This is a genomic window from Variovorax sp. GW821-FHT09D05 (assembly GCF_059416325.1).
On the sequence record NZ_JBWKOZ010000021.1, the window covers coordinates 18,480 to 40,836 of the forward strand.

The 22,357-nt window shown below is 65.1% G+C and carries 22 protein-coding genes; 8 read left to right on the forward strand and 14 right to left on the reverse strand.

Features of this window, described 5'->3' with window-relative positions:
• Window positions 1-22: 22 nt before the first annotated feature.
• The 3 genes from AC07O3_RS34120 to AC07O3_RS34130 all read right to left on the reverse strand — a co-directional run bounded on the left by AC07O3_RS34120 (window position 23) and on the right by AC07O3_RS34130 (window position 3,386).
• Window positions 23-709 carry a glutathione S-transferase family protein gene (locus AC07O3_RS34120; RefSeq protein WP_495341479.1) on the reverse strand — a complete coding sequence of 229 codons (687 nt, stop codon included), beginning with the start codon at window positions 707-709 and terminating at the stop codon, window positions 23-25.
• 111 nt (window positions 710-820) lie between these two features.
• The gene (locus tag AC07O3_RS34125; RefSeq protein ID WP_495341480.1) at window positions 821-1,342 is read right to left on the reverse strand and encodes an MgtC/SapB family protein; all 522 of its coding nucleotides are present in this window, start codon (window positions 1,340-1,342) and stop codon (window positions 821-823) included.
• 1 nt (window position 1,343) lies between these two features.
• Window positions 1,344-3,386 (reverse strand): lytic transglycosylase domain-containing protein, encoded by a 2,043-nt coding sequence (locus tag AC07O3_RS34130; RefSeq protein ID WP_495341481.1) that lies wholly within the window; start codon window positions 3,384-3,386, stop codon window positions 1,344-1,346.
• 9 nt (window positions 3,387-3,395) lie between these two features.
• Here AC07O3_RS34130 and AC07O3_RS34135 point away from each other — a divergent pair, with 9 nt between their 5' ends.
• A complete protein-coding gene (locus AC07O3_RS34135) occupies window positions 3,396-4,013 on the forward strand; it encodes a 5-formyltetrahydrofolate cyclo-ligase (RefSeq protein WP_093056112.1) in 618 nt (205 codons plus the stop codon).
• Between the two features lie 10 nt (window positions 4,014-4,023).
• Here AC07O3_RS34135 and AC07O3_RS34140 read toward each other — a convergent pair whose 3' ends face one another.
• Complete coding sequence (locus tag AC07O3_RS34140) at window positions 4,024-5,007, reverse strand: LysR substrate-binding domain-containing protein (protein ID WP_093078672.1); 984 nt, start codon at window positions 5,005-5,007, stop codon at window positions 4,024-4,026.
• Between the two features lie 172 nt (window positions 5,008-5,179).
• On the opposite strand from AC07O3_RS34140, the gene AC07O3_RS34145 reads away from it, so the two are divergent.
• Window positions 5,180-5,497 carry a DUF2917 domain-containing protein gene (locus AC07O3_RS34145; RefSeq protein ID WP_093056107.1) on the forward strand — a complete coding sequence of 106 codons (318 nt, stop codon included), beginning with the start codon at window positions 5,180-5,182 and terminating at the stop codon, window positions 5,495-5,497.
• A gap of 106 nt (window positions 5,498-5,603) precedes the next feature.
• On the opposite strand, the gene AC07O3_RS34150 is transcribed toward AC07O3_RS34145, so the two are convergent.
• Entirely contained in the window at window positions 5,604-6,014 is a 411-nt protein-coding gene (locus AC07O3_RS34150; protein ID WP_495341482.1) for a BLUF domain-containing protein, read from the reverse strand.
• Window positions 6,015-6,105: 91 nt separating this feature from the next.
• Between AC07O3_RS34150 and AC07O3_RS34155 the strand changes: the two genes are divergently transcribed.
• Window positions 6,106-6,876 (forward strand): Crp/Fnr family transcriptional regulator, encoded by a 771-nt coding sequence (locus AC07O3_RS34155; protein ID WP_256216864.1) that lies wholly within the window; start codon window positions 6,106-6,108, stop codon window positions 6,874-6,876.
• Between the two features lie 15 nt (window positions 6,877-6,891).
• Here the strand turns inward: AC07O3_RS34155 and AC07O3_RS34160 are convergent, their stop codons facing one another.
• On the reverse strand, window positions 6,892-7,746 hold the full coding sequence (locus AC07O3_RS34160) for a DUF6279 family lipoprotein (RefSeq protein WP_495341483.1): 855 nt from the start codon (window positions 7,744-7,746) through the stop codon (window positions 6,892-6,894).
• Between the two features lie 31 nt (window positions 7,747-7,777).
• Here AC07O3_RS34160 and glmU point away from each other — a divergent pair, with 31 nt between their 5' ends.
• The gene (glmU, locus tag AC07O3_RS34165) at window positions 7,778-9,196 is read left to right on the forward strand and encodes a bifunctional UDP-N-acetylglucosamine diphosphorylase/glucosamine-1-phosphate N-acetyltransferase GlmU (RefSeq protein WP_495341484.1); all 1,419 of its coding nucleotides are present in this window, start codon (window positions 7,778-7,780) and stop codon (window positions 9,194-9,196) included.
• Between the two features lie 114 nt (window positions 9,197-9,310).
• Here the strand turns inward: glmU and AC07O3_RS34170 are convergent, their stop codons facing one another.
• Window positions 9,311-9,793: an Lrp/AsnC family transcriptional regulator gene (locus AC07O3_RS34170; RefSeq protein WP_426391539.1), complete on the reverse strand. Its 483-nt coding sequence runs from the start codon at window positions 9,791-9,793 to the stop codon at window positions 9,311-9,313.
• A 138-nt stretch (window positions 9,794-9,931) separates the two neighbouring features.
• On the opposite strand from AC07O3_RS34170, the gene glmS reads away from it, so the two are divergent.
• Window positions 9,932-11,812, forward strand: coding sequence for a glutamine--fructose-6-phosphate transaminase (isomerizing) (gene glmS / locus AC07O3_RS34175; protein ID WP_093056097.1), 1,881 nt, complete (start codon window positions 9,932-9,934; stop codon window positions 11,810-11,812).
• A 391-nt stretch (window positions 11,813-12,203) separates the two neighbouring features.
• Here glmS and AC07O3_RS34180 read toward each other — a convergent pair whose 3' ends face one another.
• From AC07O3_RS34180 to AC07O3_RS34205, 6 genes are all read right to left on the reverse strand, one after another.
• Window positions 12,204-13,019 carry a GntR family transcriptional regulator gene (locus AC07O3_RS34180; RefSeq protein ID WP_307617826.1) on the reverse strand — a complete coding sequence of 272 codons (816 nt, stop codon included), beginning with the start codon at window positions 13,017-13,019 and terminating at the stop codon, window positions 12,204-12,206.
• Window positions 13,020-13,096: 77 nt separating this feature from the next.
• A complete protein-coding gene (locus AC07O3_RS34185; protein ID WP_307617825.1) occupies window positions 13,097-13,600 on the reverse strand; it encodes a nucleoside deaminase in 504 nt (167 codons plus the stop codon).
• Window positions 13,601-13,627: 27 nt separating this feature from the next.
• Window positions 13,628-14,728, reverse strand: coding sequence for an ABC transporter ATP-binding protein (locus AC07O3_RS34190; RefSeq protein WP_495341485.1), 1,101 nt, complete (start codon window positions 14,726-14,728; stop codon window positions 13,628-13,630).
• Window positions 14,729-14,735: 7 nt separating this feature from the next.
• Window positions 14,736-15,542 (reverse strand): ABC transporter permease, encoded by an 807-nt coding sequence (locus AC07O3_RS34195; RefSeq protein ID WP_307617823.1) that lies wholly within the window; start codon window positions 15,540-15,542, stop codon window positions 14,736-14,738.
• Between the two features lie 11 nt (window positions 15,543-15,553).
• Window positions 15,554-16,417: an ABC transporter permease gene (locus AC07O3_RS34200; protein ID WP_495341486.1), complete on the reverse strand. Its 864-nt coding sequence runs from the start codon at window positions 16,415-16,417 to the stop codon at window positions 15,554-15,556.
• A gap of 67 nt (window positions 16,418-16,484) precedes the next feature.
• On the reverse strand, window positions 16,485-17,621 hold the full coding sequence (locus AC07O3_RS34205; protein WP_495341487.1) for an ABC transporter substrate-binding protein: 1,137 nt from the start codon (window positions 17,619-17,621) through the stop codon (window positions 16,485-16,487).
• A gap of 243 nt (window positions 17,622-17,864) precedes the next feature.
• Here AC07O3_RS34205 and AC07O3_RS34210 point away from each other — a divergent pair, with 243 nt between their 5' ends.
• Window positions 17,865-18,491, forward strand: a complete 627-nt coding sequence (locus AC07O3_RS34210; protein ID WP_307617819.1) for a flavin reductase family protein — start codon at window positions 17,865-17,867, stop codon at window positions 18,489-18,491.
• Between the two features lie 93 nt (window positions 18,492-18,584).
• On the opposite strand, the gene AC07O3_RS34215 is transcribed toward AC07O3_RS34210, so the two are convergent.
• Window positions 18,585-19,010, reverse strand: coding sequence for a hypothetical protein (locus AC07O3_RS34215; RefSeq protein ID WP_495341488.1), 426 nt, complete (start codon window positions 19,008-19,010; stop codon window positions 18,585-18,587).
• 195 nt (window positions 19,011-19,205) lie between these two features.
• Between AC07O3_RS34215 and AC07O3_RS34220 the strand changes: the two genes are divergently transcribed.
• Together AC07O3_RS34220 and AC07O3_RS34225 are read left to right on the forward strand one after the other, a co-directional pair.
• A complete protein-coding gene (locus AC07O3_RS34220) occupies window positions 19,206-20,183 on the forward strand; it encodes a Bug family tripartite tricarboxylate transporter substrate binding protein (protein ID WP_495341489.1) in 978 nt (325 codons plus the stop codon).
• Between the two features lie 312 nt (window positions 20,184-20,495).
• Window positions 20,496-22,217, forward strand: a complete 1,722-nt coding sequence (locus AC07O3_RS34225; protein ID WP_495341490.1) for a S9 family peptidase — start codon at window positions 20,496-20,498, stop codon at window positions 22,215-22,217.
• The last annotated feature ends 140 nt before the right edge of the window (window positions 22,218-22,357 follow it).

The window sequence follows — 22,357 nt, forward strand, 5'->3', positions numbered from 1 at the left end:
CGCCCCACTTGCTTCGAAGACCCTAGCGCCCCGTGCGATAGGGCTCTTCGAACTGCAGGAAATCTTTCTCCGCCAGTGCATCGTCGATCCAGGCCTTGACGCCCGGCAGCGCCTGCACGCGCTCGATGTAGGCCGTGATATGCGCCGGCACCGGCAGGCCATAGGTCTTGATGCGTGTGCCGATGGGCGCGAAGTAGGCATCGGCGATGCCGAATCCGGCACCGAACAGCATCGGGCCGCCATGCTTGTCGAGCAGGCCGTTCCACATCTGCACGATGCGCGCGAGGTCGCTGGCGACTTCGGGCACTTCCTTCAGCAGCCGGGCGCCCACCTCGGGCAGCGAGGCTTCGATGTTCATGCCGCAATGGTTGCGCAGGCCGCCGAAGCCCGAGTGCATCTCGGCGCAGACGCTGCGGGCGCGTGCACGGTCAGCCGCGGACCGGGGCCAGAGCTGCTTTTCGGGGAAGGTCTCGGCGAGGTATTCGGCGATGGCCAGCGTGTCCCAGACGACGAGGCCGTCGTCTACCAGCACCGGCACCTTGGCCACCGGGTTCAGTGCGGCGATGGTGTGCTTGAACTGCGAATCGGCCTCGAACGAATCGAAGCGCACCACGACTTCCTCGAAATCGATGCCGGCCTGCTTCATCAGTACCCAGGGCCGCATGGACCACGACGAGTAGTTCTTGTTGCCGACATAGAGCTTGCGCATGAGAGGGATCTCCGGTCCGTTGCGGTGGTTCAAAAAGGGGGGCTTCGATGCTAGCCGGGCGCGGTGCCGCGATTGATGCCGAAGGCAGCGCGAATTGATGCGGCAGCGCGTTCAGCGCTCGCGGGTGTCGTCGTTCTTCTTCGGACCGGCCACGCGCTCGATCACGCTCACGAGGCGCGGCACCAGTGCCAGCACGGCGAGCGCCAGCAGCGCGCTCACCACGGCGGTCACCTCGCGGCCGAGCCCGCAGGCCATGCCGATGGCAGCCGTCATCCAAAGGCCCGCGGCGGTGGTCAGGCCCTGCACATGGCTCTCGTCCTTGCCCTGCTTGAGGATGGTGCCGGCGCACAGGAAACCCACGCCCGCCACCAGCCCCTGGATCACGCGGCTCATGTCGGCCGGCACGATGCCGGTCTGCTGCGGGATCAGCACGAACATCGCCGAGCCGATGGCCACCAGCATGTGGGTGCGCACGCCGGCCGCCTTGCCCTGCTGCTCGCGCTCGAAGCCGAGCACGAAACCGAGGGCGCCAGCGAGCATGAGGCGCAGCACGATGCGGGTGAGTTGCGCGACGTCGCTCACGTCCGAGAACTCGGATGCGAGGGTGTCGAGCACCTCGTCGCGCCAGCTCATCTCAGGGGAGGTCCTTGTTGGGCTCCGGCTCAGCCGCATCGCGCGGGCCAATGCGACCCAGGCGTTCCTTCAGCGACTGCGGCCGGCCGCTGATGATGGCCGCGTAGTTGGTGGTGTTGGCCAGCACCTTCTTCACGTAGTCGCGTGTCTCGTTGAACGGCACGTTCTCGGCCCAGATGGCGGCGTCGAGCACCGGGCCGTTGCGCCAGCTGCGCGGGCGCCCCGGGCCGGCGTTGTAGGCGGCGGCGGCCAGCGCCATCGACCCGTCGAAGTCGTCGAGTGCAAGCTTCAAGTAGTTGGTGCCGATGGTGATGTTGGTCTCGCGGTCGTTGATCTGGCCGGGCGAGAAGTCGTTCATGCCGATCTTGCGGGCCGTCCAGCGCGCGGTGGCGGGCATGACCTGCATCAGGCCCGAGGCGCCGACGCCCGAGCGCGCGTCCATGATGAAGCGGCTTTCCTGGCGGATCAGGCCGTACACGTAGGCCGGGTCGAGGCCGATGTCCTGGCTCTTGCGCAGCACCGTGTCGTGGAAGGGCATGGGAAAGCGCTGCTCCACGTCGACCACGCCCTTGGTGCGCTCGCTGGTGTTGATGCAGCGGTCCCACACCTCGCGCTGGCAGGCGAAGTCGGCCGCGGCCAGCAGCGCGCGGTCGTCCATGCCGCCCTTGTCGTGCAGGTTGGTGGCGTAGTTCCACTCGCGCGTGCCTTCGGGGCGCAGGCCGATGGCGATGGCGTAGAGGCCGCGGGCGAGCGCCGGGTTGTTGCGCGCGGCGGCTTTTTCCTCGGGCGTGAGCGGGTCGGGGCGCGTGGGCACCATGGTGCGCTGGCCGAGTTCCTCGAGCGCCAGCATCTCGTAGAAGCCGCGCGAGCCGGCGATGCTCTGGTAGAGGTCGCGGGCCTGCGCGCGGCGTTCGTCGCCGCCGGCGCTGGCCAGGGCGCGGGCCTTCCAGTAGACCCAGGTCGGCTCGAGCTGGGCGGCTTCGCTCATGGCGTTGATGGCGGGCGCCACCTCTTTCCACTGGCCGGCGCGCAGGGCGGCGCGCACGCGCCAGCCGAGCATGTCGTCGGACAGGTCGCTGTTCTTGGTGACGTTGGCGTAATAGGTGCCGGCCTGTGGCCAGAGCTTCAGCGCGGCGGCGCGGCCGATGGTGCCCCAGAGCCAGTTGCGCTCCTCGGCGGAGAGCATCGGGCCCCACTTGCTGTCGAGTTGAGAGGCGGCCAGCTCGGGGTCGGCAATGGCGATCTTGATGAGCGCGAGCACCACCAGTTCCTTGCGCGACTTGGCGGCCACGAAGGCGCGGCCGGTCAGGAACTTGGCCGAGCTGGCGTTGAGCTCCTCGAACAGCGGCAGCGCGTCGGGCGCGGCGATGGTGACGGCGGCGCGTGCGGCCTGCGGGCGGTTGGCCTCGATGGCCAGGCGCGCCTTCTTCCAGGCGTCGTTGGTCGACATCAGGCGGGCGGCGACCATGCGGTCGGCGGCGGTGAGGCAGCCGTCGTCCAGGTCTTTCTGGGCAAACCAGTTGCGGCGCACTTCGTCGGCCTGTGCCTGCGTGGCGGTGCCGGTGCGCAGCGAGTCGACCAGGACCGCGTAGCAGCGCACCTGCGCGTCGTCGCCCATGCGGAAACCGTCTACCGAGGCGGTGAAGTTGTCCCAGTCGCGGCGCTGGCCGAGCAGAAGCAGCCAGTCGTTGCGCAGGCGGTCTTCCTGGTAGGTGCCGGGGTAGCGCGCGAAGAAGTCCTGTACTTCGTTGGCGGGGGCGTCCTGCAGGCGCGCCTTGAGTTCCCAGTAGGCGGCCCAGGGCTCCAGTGCATGGCCTCGGGCCTGCGGCAGCAGGGCGGTCAGGCGGGCCTTGTCGCCGCGCTGGAAGGCCTGCTTCATCTGGATCAGCACGTCGTCGTTGGTGTTGCTCTGGGCTGCTGCGGGTTGCTGCGAGAGCAACGCGGCGAGGGCAAGAACAGTGGAAAAAACGAGCGCGGGTGCCGCGTTGCGCGGGTTGACGCGCGGGCGATGGCGCTTGGGTGCCAAAATGCTTGGGAACTGCATCGGGGGATTATGGACAAGTCAAAGGGTGCCGACACTTCGGCAACGGCGAGTTTTCTTAAGGAACAGTTGAGGAAGGCACTCATCGAGCAACGTCTTGCGATGCCCGACCGGCTGACACGCGCAGACCTTTTGCAGCGCGTGATGCGGATCTGGCTGGTCGGCCGGCCCGACACCGTGATCGGCGCCTACTGGCCCATCAAGGGCGAGTTCGATCCGCTGCCCGCCCTGCACCGCTGGAAGGAAGACGGCGAACTCATGGAAGAGACGCAGCGCCGGCGCATCGGACTGCCGGTGATCGACAAAGTCCACAAGACCCTGACCTTCCATGCCTGGTACCCGGGCTGCCAGATGGAAGAAGACGCCTACGGCATTCCCAAGCCCAAGGACACCGAGCTGATCGTGCCGACCCTGCTGTTCGTGCCCTGCGTGGGCTACAGCGCGGGCGGCTACCGGCTGGGCTACGGCGGCGGTTTCTACGACCGCACGCTGGCGGCGCTCGAGCCGCGGCCGTTCACGGTGGGTCTGGGCTTCACCCACGGCTTTCTCGAAGACTTCGAGCCCGAGGCGCACGACCTGCCGCTCGACGCCATCCTCAACGACAACGGAGTCGTCTGGCCGACCAGCTGAGCTGCCAGCGTCAGTCGATGTTGTCGACGGTGTCCGGGTCGGGCACCTCGCCGATGGTCTCGCGCGTGGTCTCGGACTGGAGCAGCAGCCAGTCGCAGAAGGCCCTGATTTCCGGCCGCAGCGCGCTGCGCGGCCCGGCAATGAGCCAGTAAGACATCGGCGAATCCATACGGTGCTGCGGCAGCACCTCGACCAGATCGCCGTTGGCCAGGCTCTCGGCAATGAGCGAGCTTCGCGCCAGCGTCACGCCCTGCCCGGTAAGGGCCGCCTGCACCATCTGGTAGGCGTAGTTGAAATAGAGCCAGCGCTTGGGCTGCGCGCGTTCCAGCCCGTTCACCTCGAACCAGCGGCGCCAGGTCAGCCATTCCAGGTGCGTGCGGTGCGCGTCGCCGGCCTCGATCAGCGTGAACTGGGTGATGTCGGCGGGTGTCTTGATGGGCGGGCTGCTCTTCAGCAGCCAGGGGCTGGCCACCGGCGTCAGCGTTTCGCCGAACAGGCGCACCGCGCCGGCCGTCATGGACTCGCGCGGGCCGTAGCGCAGGGCGATGTCCACGTCGGCCACTTCGAGGTCCACCGCCACGTCGCTGGCGTCGATGCGGATGTCGATCTCGGGGTTGTCGCGCTGGAAGGCCTCCAGCCGCGGGATCAGCCACATCGAGGCGAACGAGGCAAAAGTGGTCAGCGACACGCTCTGCCGCCCCGCGCTCTGGCGAATCTGGCGCACAGCCGTGTCGATGCGCGGCAGCGACTGCTGCACCGCCAGCAGCAGCAATGCCCCCGCGCTCGTGAGCTCCACCGCGCGCGTATGGCGCAGGAACAGCGCCACGCCCACCTCTTCTTCCAGCGACTGGATCTGGCGGCTCACGGCCGACTGGGTCAGCGCCATTTCTTCAGCTGCGGCGCGGAAATTCAGGTGCCGGGCCACCGCCTCGAAGGCGCGCAGGTGCCCGGCGGAGATCGGACGGGAGCGCAGATGGGTTTGCGAATGTTGCATGGATATGACTTTGGAGGGCGAATCGGCGTTTGGATCGATTGATGCGAAACGCGCATCAGTAGGCTACCTCGTTTTCATTGGACCGCCAACGCCATAGAAACGATCATTCATTCCCGAACTGCGCTATTGCCACTTTCTGACAAGCGCTTCGGCAAAGCCAAGGAGTTACATCATGTCCACCGCCGTCTGCACCACCGAATCGCTCTCGTCCCTGTCCGTTCCCGCCCGCACCGCCGCCGTTCCGCCGGCCGTGCGTCGTGGTGCCTGGCAGATCGCGCCCGGCGAGGCGATGAGCCTGAAGGCGCGGGCGGCCAGCATCCTGCGGGTCAAGCAGGGCCGGGTGTGGATCACGCCCGATGCCACGCTCAAGAACCCCAGCGAAGACCTGGTGCTCGCACCCGGCGAATCGCTGACGGTGGCCGCGGGCCAGCGCATCGTCATGGAGGCGTGGGACGGCTACGGCGCGACCTACAGCTGGGACAACGCCTGAGCGATTGTTTTCCCTCCAAGTGCTGAAAAGGCGGCCTCGGCCGCCTTTTTCTTTTTGAAGCGTCTTTTGGGGTAGGGCCGTCGGGCGGCCGCCCGTTCAGTTCAATTCAGCCGTTGATGTCGAAGCTGGGCACCAGGGCCAGAAAGTGCCGCAGCGCCGCCTCGCCAATCAGCACATGCACGCCGGCCATCAGGTCGGGGCCCTCGCATTCGGCCAGCCCCATGCCGAAACCGCTGTAGCGCCGGGCCGCCAGCGGAGCTTCGTAGACCACCCTGACGTCGACATGGCGCGGGTCTTCCTCGATCTGCTGCATCAGCGCGTCGATGGCTTCGGGCGGGCCTTCCAGGTGCTGGCAGAAACGCTGCCCGTCGAACACCAGCAGGCCGGTGATGTCGCGCTCCGCGTTGCGCATGCGCGCCCGGGAGGTGATCGAGCCCACGGTGCCCGGGGGCAGGTCCTGGGCGAGCGTGCTGCAGTAAAGCACTTCGTAGAGCGGGAGCCTTGGGTCTTCTGTCATGCGTCTTGGGGAGGAAAGCGGTGCGGAGTGTAGGCAGCCCCGGGACGCCGCGAAATGTCAAAAGACACAGGCGAAGCGCCTATAGTAAAGCGTGAAATTCGAGGACTACCCCGCTGCTGCAGCGCCTCCCCAGGGCGTGAATTCGTGCGACCAGTGCGCATTGCGACGGCTCGATGCCTTCCTGCCGCCTGCCGGCGAAGAGTTGCAGGCCATCCAGTCTTTCCGCGTCGGCACCCGGCGCGTGGAGGCGGGCAGTTCGATCATCGACGAGCACCGGCCGAGCCCGCAGCTCTTCACCCTCTATTCAGGCTGGGCCTTCCGCTACAAGACGCTGAGCGACGGACGGCGGCAGATACTGAGCTTTTTGCTGCCCGGCGATTTCCTCGGCCTGCAGGATGAGTTCGCCGAGGGCCAGACGCACGGCGTCGAGGCGGTGACCGACGTCACGCTGTGCGCCTTCTCGCGCGACCGGCTGTGGGACCTGTTCCATGCCCAGCCCAAGCTGGGCTACGACATCACCTGGCTTGCAGCGCGCGAGGAAAAGATGGTCGATGACAACCTCGTCACCACCGGCCGGCGCAATGCCGGCGAGCGCGTGGCCATGCTGCTGATGCACCTGTATCGCCGCGCGCAGCGCGTGGGCATGGTGCGCGACGGCTGGGTCGAGTTTCCGTTCAACCAGCAGCACATCGCCGATGCGCTGGGGCTGTCGCTGGTGCACACCAACAAGACGCTGCGGCGGCTGCAGCGGCTGGGGCTCTACAAGATCGACGCCGGCTGGCTGCGCATCATGGAGCCGCACGCGCTGGAAACGCTGGGCGACTACTTCGAGCGCCCGATGCGGCCTACGCCGCTGATCTGATCCGCCACACGGCCTTCAGCGCGTGGCCACCAGCTGGCGCAGGTCGCTCTCGTAGGCCTGCAGCCGGCGCACCGCCTGCGCGCGCTGGCTGGCCGTGGTGCCGTTGTGCAGCGCCGCCGTGTTGCGGCAACCCTCCTGCAGCAAGGCCTGCTGCTGGTCGCGCCAGGGTCCGGGCGGTGGTTCGGCGATGCGCTGGATGTAGCCATGCAGCGCCGCGCGCGCCTCGGCCGGCGACGGCTTGCTGGCCACGAAGCCGCGCAGCAGCACCAGCGCCTCCTGCTGGCGCTTGCGGCGCTCGGCGTCCGCCAGCCGCGGATCGAACACCGACTGCGCGACCTGCTGCTTCAGCAGTTCGCGTTGCTCCGTGCTGAGGCGGCCATAGAAGTCCTCGGTGCGGTCGAGGAACTGGTCGTAGCGCTTTTCCTGCACCTGCGCCGAGGTGCGGTCGAGCCAGTCCTTGCGGTACTCGGCGTTGTTCTTCGCGTATTTGCGCTCCAGCTGCTGCAGCTGCGCATCGGTCAGGCTTAGCGCCAGCTCGGTGCCGGCGGGCTCGGCGCGTTCGGTAACGGCCAGCAGGCGCTCGCGGATGCGGTCGGCCATGGCGCAGACCTGCTCCGGCGTCACCTCGCCCGGCGCCAGCGCCTGCGCTTCCTGCAGCAGCGAGGCGATGCGCGGCAGCTCGTTCTGGCGGTGCCATGCCAGCAACTGGTCGAGCTCGTCGCGCACCTTGGGGGTCTGCGCGCCGTCGAAGTCCAGGTAGCCGTCGAGCCACCAGTAGCTCACCGTGGGCAGGTTGTTGTAAGCCAGCTTGATCGCGCTGCAGGCGCCCAGGGCGGCGGCGATGAGCAGCACGCCGATAATTCGGGCCACTGCAGCGCAACGAAATCGGGAAGAAAAACGCATGAATCAGACTCCGCAACAAGACAGCCGGGGGCCGGTCGACGTCGTCATCATGGCGGCCGGCAAGGGCACGCGCATGAAAAGCAGACTGCCCAAAGTGTTGCATCGATTGGGCGGTCGCGCATTGCTGGCCCATGTGACGGGCACCGCCGCACGCATCGGCGCGCGCGACGTGGTGGTCATCACCGGCCATGGCGCGGCCGAAGTCGAGGCCTCGCTGAACAGCGGCATCGAGGGCGTCACGCTGCGCTTTGCGCGCCAGGAGCCGCAGCTCGGCACCGGCCACGCAGTGCAGCAGGCCGCGCCGCTGCTGCCGGACGACGGCACGGTGGTCGTGCTGTCGGGCGACGTGCCGCTGATCAGCGAAGACACGCTGCGCGCGCTCATCGCGGCCAGCGCAGGCAGCAAGCTGGCGCTGCTGACCATCGAATTCGACGACCCGAGCGGCTACGGCCGCGTCATCCGCGCGGCGGGCCAAGGCGAGGTCACCGCCATCGTCGAGCACAAGGACGCCACCGAAGCGCAGCGCGCCGTGCGCGAGATCTACAGCGGCGTGATGGCCGTGCCCGCGCGCCTGCTCAAGGGCTGGCTTGCGCGGTTGGACAACAAGAACGCCCAGGGCGAGTACTACCTGACCGACGTGGTGAAGTTCGCCGCCGCCGACGGCGTGCCCGTGGTCGCGCACATCACCACCGATGCACTGCAGGTGGCCGGCATCAACAGCCCGGCCCAGCTCGCGGCGCTCGAGCGCGCCTGGCAACTGCGCCAGGCGAATGCGCTGATGGAGCAGGGAGTGCGCCTGGCCGACCCGTCACGCTTCGACCTGCGCGGCACGCTGGATTGCGGGGCCGACGTGGAGATCGACGTCAACTGCGTGTTCGAAGGCATGGTGTCGCTGGGCGAGGGCGTGCGCATCGGCGCGAACTGCGTCATTGCCAATGCGCGCATCGAGGCGGGCGCGGTGATTCATCCGTTCACGCATATCGAGGGCGAGAAGGCCGGCGTGACGGTGGGCGCGGGCTCGCTCATCGGCCCCTTCGCTCGGCTGCGGCCCGGCGCACAGCTGGGTGCCGAGGTACACATCGGCAATTTCGTAGAGGTCAAGAACTCGACGCTGGCTGCTGGCGCCAAGGCCAACCACCTGGCCTACCTGGGCGACGCCACCGTGGGCGAGCGAGTGAACTACGGGGCGGGCAGCATCACCGCCAACTACGACGGCGCCAACAAGCACCGCACCGTGATCGGCGACGACGTGCACGTGGGCAGCAACTGCGTGCTGGTGGCGCCCATAACCATCGGTGCGGGCGGCACCATCGGCGGCGGCTCGACCATCAACAAGTCGACCGAGCCGGGGGCGCTGACCGTGGCGCGGGGCAAGCAGGTGAGTTTTCCGAACTGGAAGCGCCCTCAGAAGAAATAGGCTCGCCCCCAGGCTGCGCGCACTTCGTGTCGCTTCGCCAACCCCCTGCCGGGGGCAACACCAGCGGCCCGGCAAAGCCGGTTCCGCGGTGTTCCGCGAAGAGGCACGAAAGCTTTATCGCAGCGGCAACCGGGGCTCGAATTTGGCGCGCTTGAGGCTGAAGAAGGCCTTGACGTTGCGCACGTTCGCGTCGGCCGTGAACAGGCGCTGCGTGAGTGCGCCGTAGTCGGGCATGTCGCGCGCGGCCACGACCAGCACGAAGTCCGGGCCCGGCGACACGCGCCAGCACTGCTGTACTGCGTCGTCGGCAATCACGCGCGTCTCGAAGGCGTCGAGCGAGGCGGCGTCCTGCCGGTCGAGCGAGATTTCGATCACCGCCTGCAGGCCGTGCCCCAGTACTGTGGCGAGCCGGTCGGGCGACAGCAGCGCGACCTGGCGTTCGATCAGGCCGACTTCGCGCAGCCTCTGCACGCGGCGCAGGCAGGTGGGCGGCGAGATGCCGACGTCGGCGGCCAGGCGCTGATTGGTTTGCGAGGCATCGCGCTGGAGCGCGTCGAGCAGGCGCAGGTCGATTGAATCCAGAGAGATTGATTCCATATTGAATGAAATTATGGAATAAAAGTCCAAATCAAAGAAATGGAGAAATAAAAGTCCGAAATCAACAAAATTTCGAGTGCATATTTCTTCCATGCCTTCCTACCATCGAGGCTCTTCTTCTTTCAAAGGCAGCTCACCATGTGCGGCATCGTCGGGGCAGCGTCCCATCGCAACATCGTTCCGGTCCTGGTCCAGGGCCTCCAGCGGCTCGAATACCGCGGCTATGACTCGTGCGGCGTGGCGGTGCATGCCGGTGGCCTGACGCGGGCGCGCACCACTTCGCGCGTGGCCGATCTCGTGGCGCAGGTGCGCGACGACAAGGTCGAGGGCCTCACCGGCATTGCCCACACGCGCTGGGCCACGCACGGCGCGCCGGCCGTGCACAACGCGCACCCGCATTTCAGCCACGGCCCCGGCGCCGATGCGCAGACCGCGCGGCCGGGCCGCATCGCGCTCGTGCACAACGGCATCATCGAAAACCACGAAACGCTGCGCGCCGCGCTCGAGGCCAAGGGCTACGCCTTCGAGAGCCAGACCGACACCGAGGTCATCGCCCACTTGGTCGATAGCCTCTACGACGGTGACCTGTTCGAAGCCGTGAAGGCCGCCGTGCTGCAACTGCACGGCGCCTACGCCATTGCCGTGATCTGCCGCGACGAGCCGCAGCGCGTGGTCGGTGCGCGTGCGGGCTCGCCGCTGATCCTCGGCGCCGGCAAGGACGGCGCAGAGAACTTCCTCGCCAGCGACGCGATGGCCCTGGCCGGCGTGACCGACCAGATCGTCTATCTGGAAGAAGGCGACGTGGTCGACGTGCAGCCGGGCAAGTACTGGATCGTCGACAAGAACCACAAGCCGGTCACCCGCCAGGTGCGCACCGTGCTCGCCCACAGCGGCGCGGCCGAGCTCGGCCCGTACCGCCACTACATGCAGAAGGAAATCTTCGAGCAGCCGCGCGCGATCGGCGACACGCTCGAAGGCGTGGCAGGCATCGTGCCCGAGCTGTTCGACGGCATCGGCCAGGACGGCGCGACCGGCGCCAGTGCCTACCGCGTGTTCCAGGACATCGACAAGATCCTCATCCTCGCCTGCGGCACCAGCTACTACAGCGGCTGCACCGCCAAGTACTGGCTCGAAGGCATCGCGAAGATTTCCACGCAGGTCGAGATCGCGAGCGAATACCGCTACCGCGACTCCGTGCCCGACCCGAAGACGCTGGTCGTCACCATCAGTCAGTCCGGCGAAACGGCCGACACGCTGGCCGCGCTGAAGCATGCGCGCTCGCTCGGCATGGAGCAGACGCTGACCATCTGCAACGTCGCCACCAGCGCGATGGTGCGCGAGTGCAAGCTGGCGTACATCACGCGCGCAGGCGTCGAAATCGGCGTGGCGTCGACCAAGGCCTTCACCACGCAGCTCGCGGGCCTCTTCCTGCTCACGCTCGCCATCGCGCAAGCCAAGGGCCGCCTGAGCGACGCCGACGAGGCACGCTACCTGAAGGAAATGCGCCACCTGCCGGTTGCGCTGCAGTCGGTGCTGGCGCTGGAGCCGCAGATCATCGGCTGGGCCGAAGACTTCGCGCGCAAGGACAACGCGTTGTTCCTCGGCCGCGGGCTGCACTACCCGATCGCACTCGAAGGCGCGCTCAAGCTCAAGGAAGTGACCTACATCCACGCCGAGGCCTATGCCGCCGGCGAACTCAAGCACGGCCCGCTCGCGCTGGTGACGAGCGAGATGCCCGTGGTGGCCGTCGCACCCAACGACGCACTGCTCGAAAAGCTCAAGAGCAACCTGCAGGAAGTGCGCGCGCGCGGCGGCGTGCTCTACGTGCTGGCCGACGGCGACACGAAGATCAAGAGCAGCGACGGGCTGCACGTGATCCGCATGCCCGAGCACTACGGCGCGCTCTCGCCGATCCTGCATGTGGTGCCGCTGCAGTTGCTGGCGTATCACACGGCGTGTGCGCGGGGGACCGATGTGGACAAGCCGCGTAATCTGGCGAAGAGCGTGACTGTGGAGTGATCCGGAGACAGCGCATCGACTGGTGTTCTTTGCCATTAATGTCAGAGACAGCGCATTAAAGTCCGAGACAGCGCATTAATGTCTGAGACATGCCCATCGGTCGGGCGAGTGCTAGCGGCTTGGTGCTCTGCTGCCAGGTCTTAGGCAGGCCGACCATCACGGTCGGCCATCCGCTACGGCCGGTCTAGACTGTCTGTAGCCGTTCGACACCAAGCGGCGAACGTCGCTGTAGGGCCCACGGCCGTCCTTCGTCAACTTTCTCCGAATGTCCGCTCTGCCTGAAAGCAGCTCTTCAAAGCCTTCGTGCACGGGTCATACAGCTCATTGAACCGCTCCCAAAAAAACAGCGTTAACCAGGAAATTGCGGCGACGCCAAAGCTTCAGCCCGTGCCTATTCTTGCTTGCGTGGACGTCGACGATCACCAACCTTCACATCGGGACTAGAGGTCGAAGCATTTTCATTTTCCAGCGCGGGCCCGGTGGTCGCGGATGCATACCGCGCAAGCACGTCCCGAATGTCCACCCCAGCCTTGATCGGCGGCAGCGCACGGTCAGCAACCGCTTCGAGGTGCCGCTGCATGACATCCGCTGCCGTTTCGAAGTCACCCTTTGCCAATGCGTCGACGATCTCCGCATGCTCCGTCACGGCGCAGTCGCTGGAGTGCGGCCGGCCATAGGTGGCGAGGATCAGCGAGCATCGCGAGACCACCTCCCTGACATAGCGCTCAAGCAACTGGTTGCCCGTCATCGCCGCAAGCTGTAGATGGAACTCTCCAGCCAAGCGCATCGAGCGCACTGCGTCGCGCCCGGACGCTTCCTCTTCCTTGCCGACATGTGATCGCAGTGAGGCTTCGTTCGTCGCGGAGAGCTTGCCTGAGAGGGATTGAACGACCGTGCGCTCCAACCCATTGCGCACCAGGAAGATCTCTCGCCCCTCCTCAAGACTTGGATTCGCCACGAACGCGCCGCGGTTGGGCTTTAGCTCGACCAGGCCTTCCACCGCCAGGCGGCCGAGCGCTTCACGCGCGATCGTGCGGCTGGCACCGAAGCTCTCACCGATCGCGTCTTCGGGCAGGCGCGCACCGGGCTGAAGGCTCTGCTCGATGATGGCCAGCCGAAGGGCCTCATGAACAGCTTCGGTGCGCGTCCGACTGAGCTTGTCTTCGGAAGCGGCGGCGGTGCTCGACGGACGTTTGGATGGGGGCACGGGTCTCGGTTTCGCGTGGCGATGAGTTCAGAAAGCGCAGCTATTGTCGCCCGAGGTCGTTCGGGCGATCCGACTCATCAGGAATGGCCCGCTGCCTTGCGCGAGCCAGCCCAGGCCTCCAGGATCTCGATCGCTTCCCGCGGCAGATGCTGCTCGGCCGGGGTCAGGCCGGCATCCAGCGTGGCGCCCGCCACACGGCGCAGTTCATCCACGTCGATGGGATGGCGGGCCGCGATCGGCAAGCCCTCGAAGGCCGCGCCAGACTGATCGAGCGTGGCGGCAAAAAACAGGCGGCGGATACCCGCCACCCGCATGGCGGCCACGCACATCGCGCAAGGCTCGCAGGAGGAGTACATCTCGCAGCCGGCGAGGTCCACGCGCTGCAACCGCCGGCACGCGTCCCGAATCGCTTCGACTTCGCCGTGCGAGGTGGGATCGAAGTGAGCCACTGAATGGTTGAAGCCCTCGCCGACCACTTGCCCGTCTTTCACAACCACAGCGCCGAACGGCTCGGTGCCAGGTTCTGCGAGCGCGCGCGCCGAAAGCTCCAGCGCCAGCTTCATGAATTTCTCTTCGTACATCGTTTCTCCTGTGACTGTTTGAATTGGTCAGGCGTTGCGTGGCAACAGCCATGCGTGCCTGGGGTCCCAGTGCAGCCCCACGCGCCGGCCTGGCGCGAGATCGAGCGATTCGATCTCGTGCTGCTGCTTCTGTACCCGGAACTCGTGCCCGCCCGGCAGCTCGATGAACACCGTCTGTGTCGAACCGACGAATTCCAGTCCGAGCACCGACCCTTCGAGGCGCGAGGCATCTGCGGGAGCGCCTGCATCCGAAGATGTCAGCGACACACGGTCGGCCGCGACCACAAAGCTCACATCCGCCCCGTGCTCCAAGGCCCGTTGCGCCGGAACGTCGAAGCCGCCGAGCGCTCCGTCGACCCGGACGTACCCCTCGGACGCCGGCGCCACCACGGTGCCGGTCACCAGATTGTTGGTACCGATGAAGTCGGCGACGAACGGATTGACCGGCGCACGATAGACGTCCTGCGGCGCGCCGACCTGCTGTATTCGACCCTCGTTCATGATCACGATGCGGTCGGCCAGCGCAAAGGCCTCCGATTGCGCGTGCGTCACATAGACAAAGGTGATGCGCAGTTCGCGGTGCAGCCGTGCGAGTTCGGTCTGCATGCGAACGCGCAGATGCGCGTCCAGCGCACTCAGCGGCTCGTCGAGCAGCAAGATCGACGGCTCGGTGACCAGCGCGCGGGCAATGGCAACGCGCTGACGCTGGCCGCCCGAGAGCTGGGCGATCTGCCGGTCTCCCATGCCATCCAGCCCCATGCGGCCGAGCCAGTCCAGCGCGCGCTTGCGCCGCGCTTCGGCGCCCAGGCCTTTCATGCGCAGTGGGAACTCCACGTTCTCGGCCACGGTGAGGAACGGGAACAAGGCCAGGCTTTGCCAGACCATGGGCGTATCGCGCTGGTAGGCCGGCACGCCGCGCATGCTGCGCCCTCCGATGACGATGTCGCCGGAGGTCGGCTGGTCCAGCCCCGCAAGCAGACGCAGCGTGGTCGACTTGCCGCAGCCCGACGGGCCCATGATGGCGACGAACTCGCCGGCCGCGATGTCCAGGTCGATACCGCGCACGGCGTGGTGGCCGGGAAAGCGCTTGTCGAGCGCCTGCAATGAAACGAATGCGTTGTTGTCCATCGTGACCTCACTCGGTTGCAACTTGTGCGGCCGACCGTCCGGCACGCACGCCCATGAATCGCTGCGCCAGCAAGACCAGCGCCACGCTGACCACCAGCACCACGGCGCCTATCGCATTGATCTTCGGACTCACCTGACCTTGCAGCAGATTGAGGATGCGCACAGGCAAGGTCTCGTGAACGCCGCCGACGAACCACGCGATCATGAATTCGTCGAAGGACACGGCTGCAGCAAGAAAGAACGAGGCGATCAACGACGATTTGCAGAACGGGATGACCACGCGCGCCAGTCCCACCGCCGGCGAAGCGCCCATGTTCCACGCGGCCTGTTCCATGTCCTGGCCCAACTCGCCGAGGCGCAGCCGGATGATGGCCATCGAGAACGAGGTCGCGATCGCCACGTGGCAGGCAATGATCGCCTCCAGCCGCCCGAACAAGCCGATGCGCGACAGGAAGGCCAGCATTGCCATGCCGAGGATGGTGGCCGGCACAGCAGGCGGAATGGCCACCAGCATCGCAAAGGCCGACTTGCCGCGATAGCGATAGCGGTAGTCGAGATAGGCGGCCGCGAAGCCGAGCACCGTCGACAGCACCGCGGTGCCGAGCGCCACCACCAGCGTATTCGTGAACGCTTCGCGCACCATGTCGTCGTCGAGGATCGCGCGGTGCCACTGCAGGCTGAATCCGCCCCACGGAATCGTGGGGTAGCGGTTGGCGTCGAACGAGAACACGATGATGATCAGCATCGGCGCCGCGATGAAGGCGAACAGCAACGCGAGCCACGTGTACTGGGCGGCGCGGGAGATTCTCTGCATGCGCTCGTGCTTCATGGTGCCCGCCTGGTGCCCAGACGGCGGGCCAGGCCCAGGACGATGCCCAGCAAAGCCAGCATGCAGACGCCGATCACCGACGCCCTCGGCCATTGCGAGCCCGACTTGACGGTGTCAACGATCAGGATCGACAAGGTCGGCGGGTTGCTCCCGGTCATAAACACCGGACTCACGTAGTCGCCGAACGCCAGCAGAAAGGTGGTCGATCCGGCGAGCACAAGCGCCGACCGGATGGCCGGCAGCAGCACATTGCCCACGACACGCAAACGCCTGCAGCCCAGGTTATCCGCCGCTTCCACGAGCGATGGGTCAACGCCGCTGAGTGCGAAGACCAGGATCAGCACGGCGATCGGCAGGCTCAACGTCAAGAGCCCGATCTGCAGCGAGAACGCGCCGCCGAGCAACGGCAACGCCGAGATTCCCACAGCATCCAGCAGCTTGTTGGCCAGGCCTTCCGGGCTCAGCACGATCTGCCACGCATAGATGCGCAGGATGTAGCTGGAGAACACCGGCACCAGCAGTGCCGCGATGGCGGCGTTGCGCCAGCGCGCGGGCAATCGCAACGCGATGGTGTAGGCAGCCGGAAAAGCGATGGCCAGTGCGAGCACGGTGGCTGTTGCGGAGACCGCCACGCTATGCAAGGCGGCCTGGTGAAAGCTCGAAGCGCCAAGGATGCGCGTCCAGTTGTCCAGCGACAGCGCCGGCTGGAGCCGAAAGGATCGCACCTGCCAGAAGGTGACGATCACAAGAAACAGCAGCGGCCCGGCAAAGAAAACGGCCTGCCAAAACAGCACGGGCAGCCCGAGCAGCACAGGCATCGTTTTCAGCGACGGGCCACGGCCTGCGATGCCCGTGCGCATCGATCGCACGGAAGGGACCGCAAGCGGTGGAGTGGGTACGGCGTCCATGGCTCGGATGTTCAGGTGCTCAAAGGCTCTTGAACTGGCTCCACACGTCGTTCCACTCCTCGATCGACTGCTTGCTGGGGAGCTGGCGGAACTGGATCTTTTTGGCCTTGTATTCGTCCATCACGTTTGGCCCCTTGAGCGTCATGCGCAGGATTTCCGCGTCCTTCGGCTTGGTCTCGTTGAGCAGCTTCCAGCCGGCCATCGACGGAATGCTCTTTTTGTTGTCGGCCTTGGTTGCCATGCGAACCTGGCCTTCGGGCGAGGTCGTGTACTGGATGAACTTGCGCGCCAGGTCACGCTTGGGTGTGCCCTTGACGATCGACAGCGACTCTGTCCACTGCAGTCCACCCTCTTCGGGAATGATCGTGTCGACCGGTACGCCGTTCAGACGCAACCCCAGCGTGATCCACTCGCCGATGCCCGGCACGAGCAGGGCGCGGCCGTTGGTCATCGACGAGAAGATGTCGGCGATCGTGTAGAAGCCCGACGTCTGCGGTTTGAGTGTGAAAAGCTTCTTCTTCATGGCCTCGAAACGCGCCTTGTCCAGATCGAACGGCGGCCGGTTGCCGTTGGCGAGACTGATCGAGCCCATCGACGGCAGGTACCAGTCGAACAGGCCGACCTTGCCTTTGGCCTTCTCGCTCCACAGCGCCGAGTACGAAGCCACTTCCTTGGGCGTGAATGCCTTGGTGTTGTACGACAGCCCCAGATAGCCGAAGTCGGTCATGACGCCGTAGAGCTTGCCGTTGAACCAGTGCAGCGGGAACTTCTGGAACTCCGGCCAGTAGTCCTTGAGCGGGTAGTCGGCCGGGTCGAGTGCCTCGAGGAAGTCGGCCTCGTGCAGCAGGTGCATGTATTCGGCATCTGCCAGGACCACGTCGAAGCTGCCGGGCGGCGACTGATTGATGACCGCCATCATCTGGTCGCCCCCGACGTACTCCTTGATGCGCACCTTCACGCCGTTGGCTTTCTCGAAGGCTTCGATCAGGTACGGGTCGGCATTGCCGGGCCATGACAGGTAGTTCAGCACCTTGGGGTCCGCCGCTTCGGCGGAGGTCCACGCCGCGGTCGCAGCGGTGGCACCGATGGCAGCGCCGGCTTGCAGAAATGCGCGGCGACTGAAATCGCGGGGCTGGGGAAGTTGGGCTGCTGACATGTCGACTCCTTCGGTTGGATGGAATGTGGATTGCATACGATTTTTTTTCATGCATGCTTCGTGCCAATCTCTTCTACATCGGAGAAAACGTATTTTTCCCCTTTAAAATCAACCACATAATGCGTGGATGCGATGCTTGCCATCGGACTTCGCATCGAATCACACTCTATTATTTCGCACAAATTGCATGCACTAACACCAATAATGTGCATACGAATCACCAAACTCGATCTAGGAGGCCCTATGGAGATTGACTTTCAGACCCTCGACCCCTACGCCCGCTACAAGCTGATGGCGAGCCTGATCGTGCCGCGTCCGATCGCGCTGATAACGACGCTCGAACCTGAAGGCACTGTCAATGCGGCGCCGTTCAGCATGTTCAACATGGTCGGGGAAGACCCGCCGCTGGTATTCGTCAGCATCAACCGGATGCATGACGGCCGCATCAAGGACACCGCTGCAAACATCCTTCGCACCGGCGAATTTGTCGTGCACCTGACGGACGAGGCGATGGCGATGCAGATGCACGCCTGCGGCGATGCACTGCCGCGTGGGACGAGTGAACTTGCACATGCCGGATTGCATGCAATCCCGTCAGCCACAGTCGCGCCACCGCGGATCGCTGAGGCGCCCGTAGCGTTCGAGTGCGTGCTGCACGAGAAGATGGAAACAGAAAGCCGATATGTCCTCTTCGGCCGGGTGAAGTGGCTTGCGGTTCGCGAGGGACTGGTTGACGCCGAGCGATGGCGTGTTCAGCTGCAGGACTACCAGCCCGTCGGGCGCTTCGGAGCGAGCTTCTATGTGGGCACGAAGCAGAGATTTGCGCTCGGCGCGACTGCATCGCCGAGCAACACCATCGACCAACTCTAGAAGTCTGGTCTGCAAGGCTGGGCTGCCGGGAACACTCAGTCCATCAGACTGGACAGGAGGGCGGTCCCGGTCGCACCGACGACCCAGCCGGGGTCATCGCGCGGACGACAGGGAGCGCACGCGCTTCGAAGACGGGGGCAGAAAGCGGTCGTCGAACAGTCGTTCGGGGCTGGGGGGAAGGGCAAGCTGCTTAGCGCGTGTCATCAGATCGACGGTCTGCGCGAGGCGCGCCATATCTATTGCGCCAATCCCCAGCACCGAGCCTTCTTCGTGCGCCATCTCAAGCGCGAGCGTTCCTGCGAGCCGCTCCCGGTTGGCGACGCGGTCCATCGAGGGGTTTCGCCGGACCACTGCATCCACAGCCGCTTCGATGTCGGCGACGGTATCGACCACACCGCGATTCACCGCCCGCACCAGCCCCGCAACGGTCGATGGCTGGTCGCGCAGCAAGGCAGGTGTCACCATCACGGCGGCACCGTACAGCGAGGGCACGTAGTGCTGCCACTCGAAATGACGCAACACGGTGTCCGGGTCGAGGCCGGCCTCGATCGTCTGCGCCCGGATCGTGTTGACGAAACCGAACAGGCCATCCCAACGCCCTCGAGCATCAGCGGCACGAGCTCACGATGCGGCAGGTCCGACACTTCAATGCTGCGATCTCATCGGGCTCGTTTCCTGCATGAGAGGTCATCCCATACCGCCGCTGAGGATGTCATGACAAACTTCCGTTCCACTCGGCGCACTGCGCTGCAGTTCCTTGCCGCTGGCGCCGCCGTTGCGGCTCTTCCGGCGTTCGCCCAATGGCCCGACAAGGCCATCAAGATCATCGTCACGTTTCCTCCCGGTGGCTCCAGCGACGTGCTTGCCCGCCTGATGGCGGAGCAACTGACGAAGAAGCTGGGCCAACCTGTGGTGGTCGACAACAAGCCCGGCGCGGGCGGCACCATCGGCGGGGCCCAGGTCGCCTCGGCCGCGCCTGACGGCTACACGTTGATGCTGTCTAACACCACGCCGATCGCGCTCGGCCCGTTCACGCTGGAAAAGCAGCCGTATGACCCGGTGACTGGCTTCAGCCACATCGCGTATCTGGGCGCTGCACCGCTCGTCATCATGGCCAGCAAACCGTCGGGCATCAAGACGTATGCCGAGTTCGAGGCGGTCGCGCGCAAGGAAGGCCATATGGATTTCGGCTCCGGGGGGCCAGGCTCGATCGGACACATCCACGGCGAATTGCTCAAGAAGACGACGGGGATCAATATGGTGCATGTGCCGTACCGCGGCGGCGCACCGATGACCACCGACCTGATCGCCAACACGATTCCCGTTGGCATCGACGTGCTCACGTCCTATGTCGCCTTCTTCAAGAGCGGTCAACTGGTGCCGTTGGCTGTGACCAGCATGCAGCGCTCGCCGCTGATGCCGGATGTTCCGACGATTGTTGAGCTCAAGCAACCGAAGTTGGTGCTTGAAAACTTCTTTGGGTTGTCGGGCCCGGCCAAGTTGCCTGCGGACGTTGTGGCACGGCTGAACACGGCGTGCAATGAGGCCCTCGTGATGCCTGAAATTCAGAGGAAACTGACTGAACTTGGCATCGTGGCCAAACCTGAAACCGTTGCGATGTTCAACGATTTCGTCAAAGAACAGGTGAGCGTGTTGGGACCTGCCGTCAAGGGCGCAGGGATCAAGCTTTAAGCCGCGTCGGCCGGCTGAAGGCCATGACTGCTAGCGGCTTCGAAAAGGCCGGTTGGGCAGGCGCGCACGAATGTCTGCAACGAAGCCCTTCGGCGACTTCGATGGACATTTCGCAGATGTCCGGTCCTGGCCGACTGTAGCCGGTCGCGCCGCCGTCGTGAGCGGGCCCAAACCTGCGGTAAGTGCCGCTCCGAAGCGGACGCTTGACCTTGGCGAACCTGACATGTGAACGTGTGGACCCAAGCCGGAGAATGCTCAAATAGCATTCGACGCCTTCAAGAGCGTTCGGCGCTGAATAACCGAGTCAAGAAGATGAATGAATCGCTGAAAAGCGGCCGGTGCCTGGCCGTACGGGATGTCGTTAGCCTCTACAGCTTTCACGAAGCGCACGGCTCGTGCTTTGCTTTCTCGCCTGACGGCACTAAGTTGGCCTACTGTGTTCAGCGTCCCCTGGCCGACGCGAGCCACTACTGCGATATGTTCCTCGCGGGCGTCGCGCGCAGCGTGCTCTATACGGTGGAACTTGCCACTCTCCACGTGAGCAAGGTCGAGTCTGCGGAAGACTGCTTCGCGCCAGCATGGTCACCCTGTGGAAACTATCTTGCATTCGGCACGGCAACTCCAGATGCGATCCAGCTCACCTTCATGGACATGGGGACCCGCGAGCAGTTCAAAATCCCGCAATGCAGCCTGCAGCTGAGCGGCATGCGCCCTTATGAATGGATCGGGGATGGCCTGCTGGCCAGCGTGGTCGTTCCCGATGGGGGCCGGCCGTGGCTGCTGGGCATAGACAACCAAGGTTCCAGGAAAGCTGCTGCAGCATGGCAGGCGCTGAATGTGCCGGGACAAACGACAAGCAGCATGCTGGAATCACCGGTCGAAAAGACTCCGGCCATCCCAACTGCCGCGGTGCCGCATGAGTTCGCTGTATATGACGTGCGAAGCAGGGTCGGTTGCCCGGTTTCGGGTCAAGAAGGGAGCCCAAGGTTGGTCGAGTTCCGGCGGCGATTCGACACCGGCCATCAGGCCGGCCTGGAGCGCGCCACGCTTGTTTCGAATCAGGTGCTTCCCGATGGTGCGCTTGTCGCTGTGCACGAGGCGAGTGGGCAAGCGCTGTTCCTGGTCGAGGATGGCCAAGGAAGCCGACTCGTGTTGTGCCGCGAGGCCAAGGCCACCCAGGACGAGATCTTCAGGACCAATGCACATCTCCAAGGGGTCCGACCCGGCAAGATCCACGATCTAGAGTATGTTGACGAGCAAGGCAAGCCACGCAGGGTCCGACTCCTCCTTCCGCCAAACCATGACGACACCAAGCCTGCCCCGGCAGTGTTGTGGGTCTATCCCGGCGCGGCGCCAGGCCGGAAGTTGCGGTCGCTTCACAGGTTGCACGATCCCTCGCAGTTCAATCTGCAGTTGCTGGCTGCGCGTGGCTATATCGTCATAGAGCCTGCGTTGCCTCTTCCAGAGGACCAGGAGCCGGTGGATATGGCCATGCTGGTCGCCGCGAAGGTCAGGCGAGCGATTGAAATCAGCGTGAGTTCCGGATTGGTAGACCGCGAGCGGTTGCACGTGATGGGCCATAGCTTGGGGGGCTGGGCGGTAATGAGTCTGCTTGCCACGACAGACCTTTTCAAGTCGGGCATCGCGTTGGCTGGCATCTCCAATCTGATCAGCTACCACGGTAGTTGCGATCCGCGCATGCGATATGACTCCCCAGCAATCTACGGCTTTGCTATGGCTGAGATGTGCGAACGTGTTTTTCGCATGGGCGGACCACCTTGGGCCGACACCGAGCGCTACGTCCGCAACAGTCCGATCTTCTCGGTCGAACAGATGAAGGCGCCCTTGATGATCGTCCAGGGGGATCAGGACTACGTTCCAATCTCGCAAGGGGAAGAGATGTTTTCGGCGCTTTCGCGGCTCGGGAGGAAAGCCCGTTTCGTTCGCTACTGGGGCGAGGGGCATGTACTGGGCAAGGCGGCCAACATCGAAGATCTCTGGAAGAACATCGGCGAGTGGCTGGACGACCATTGATATCAGGCAAACACGCCATCTATCGCTCGCCTTTGGGCCGTCTTGCCGAACGACCGCTTCTGGCGGCGGATTCAACCGGTCGATGCAACACATTCGCTGAACATCTCAGCGGGTGTCTGGAAACCGAGCGTCTTGCGCGG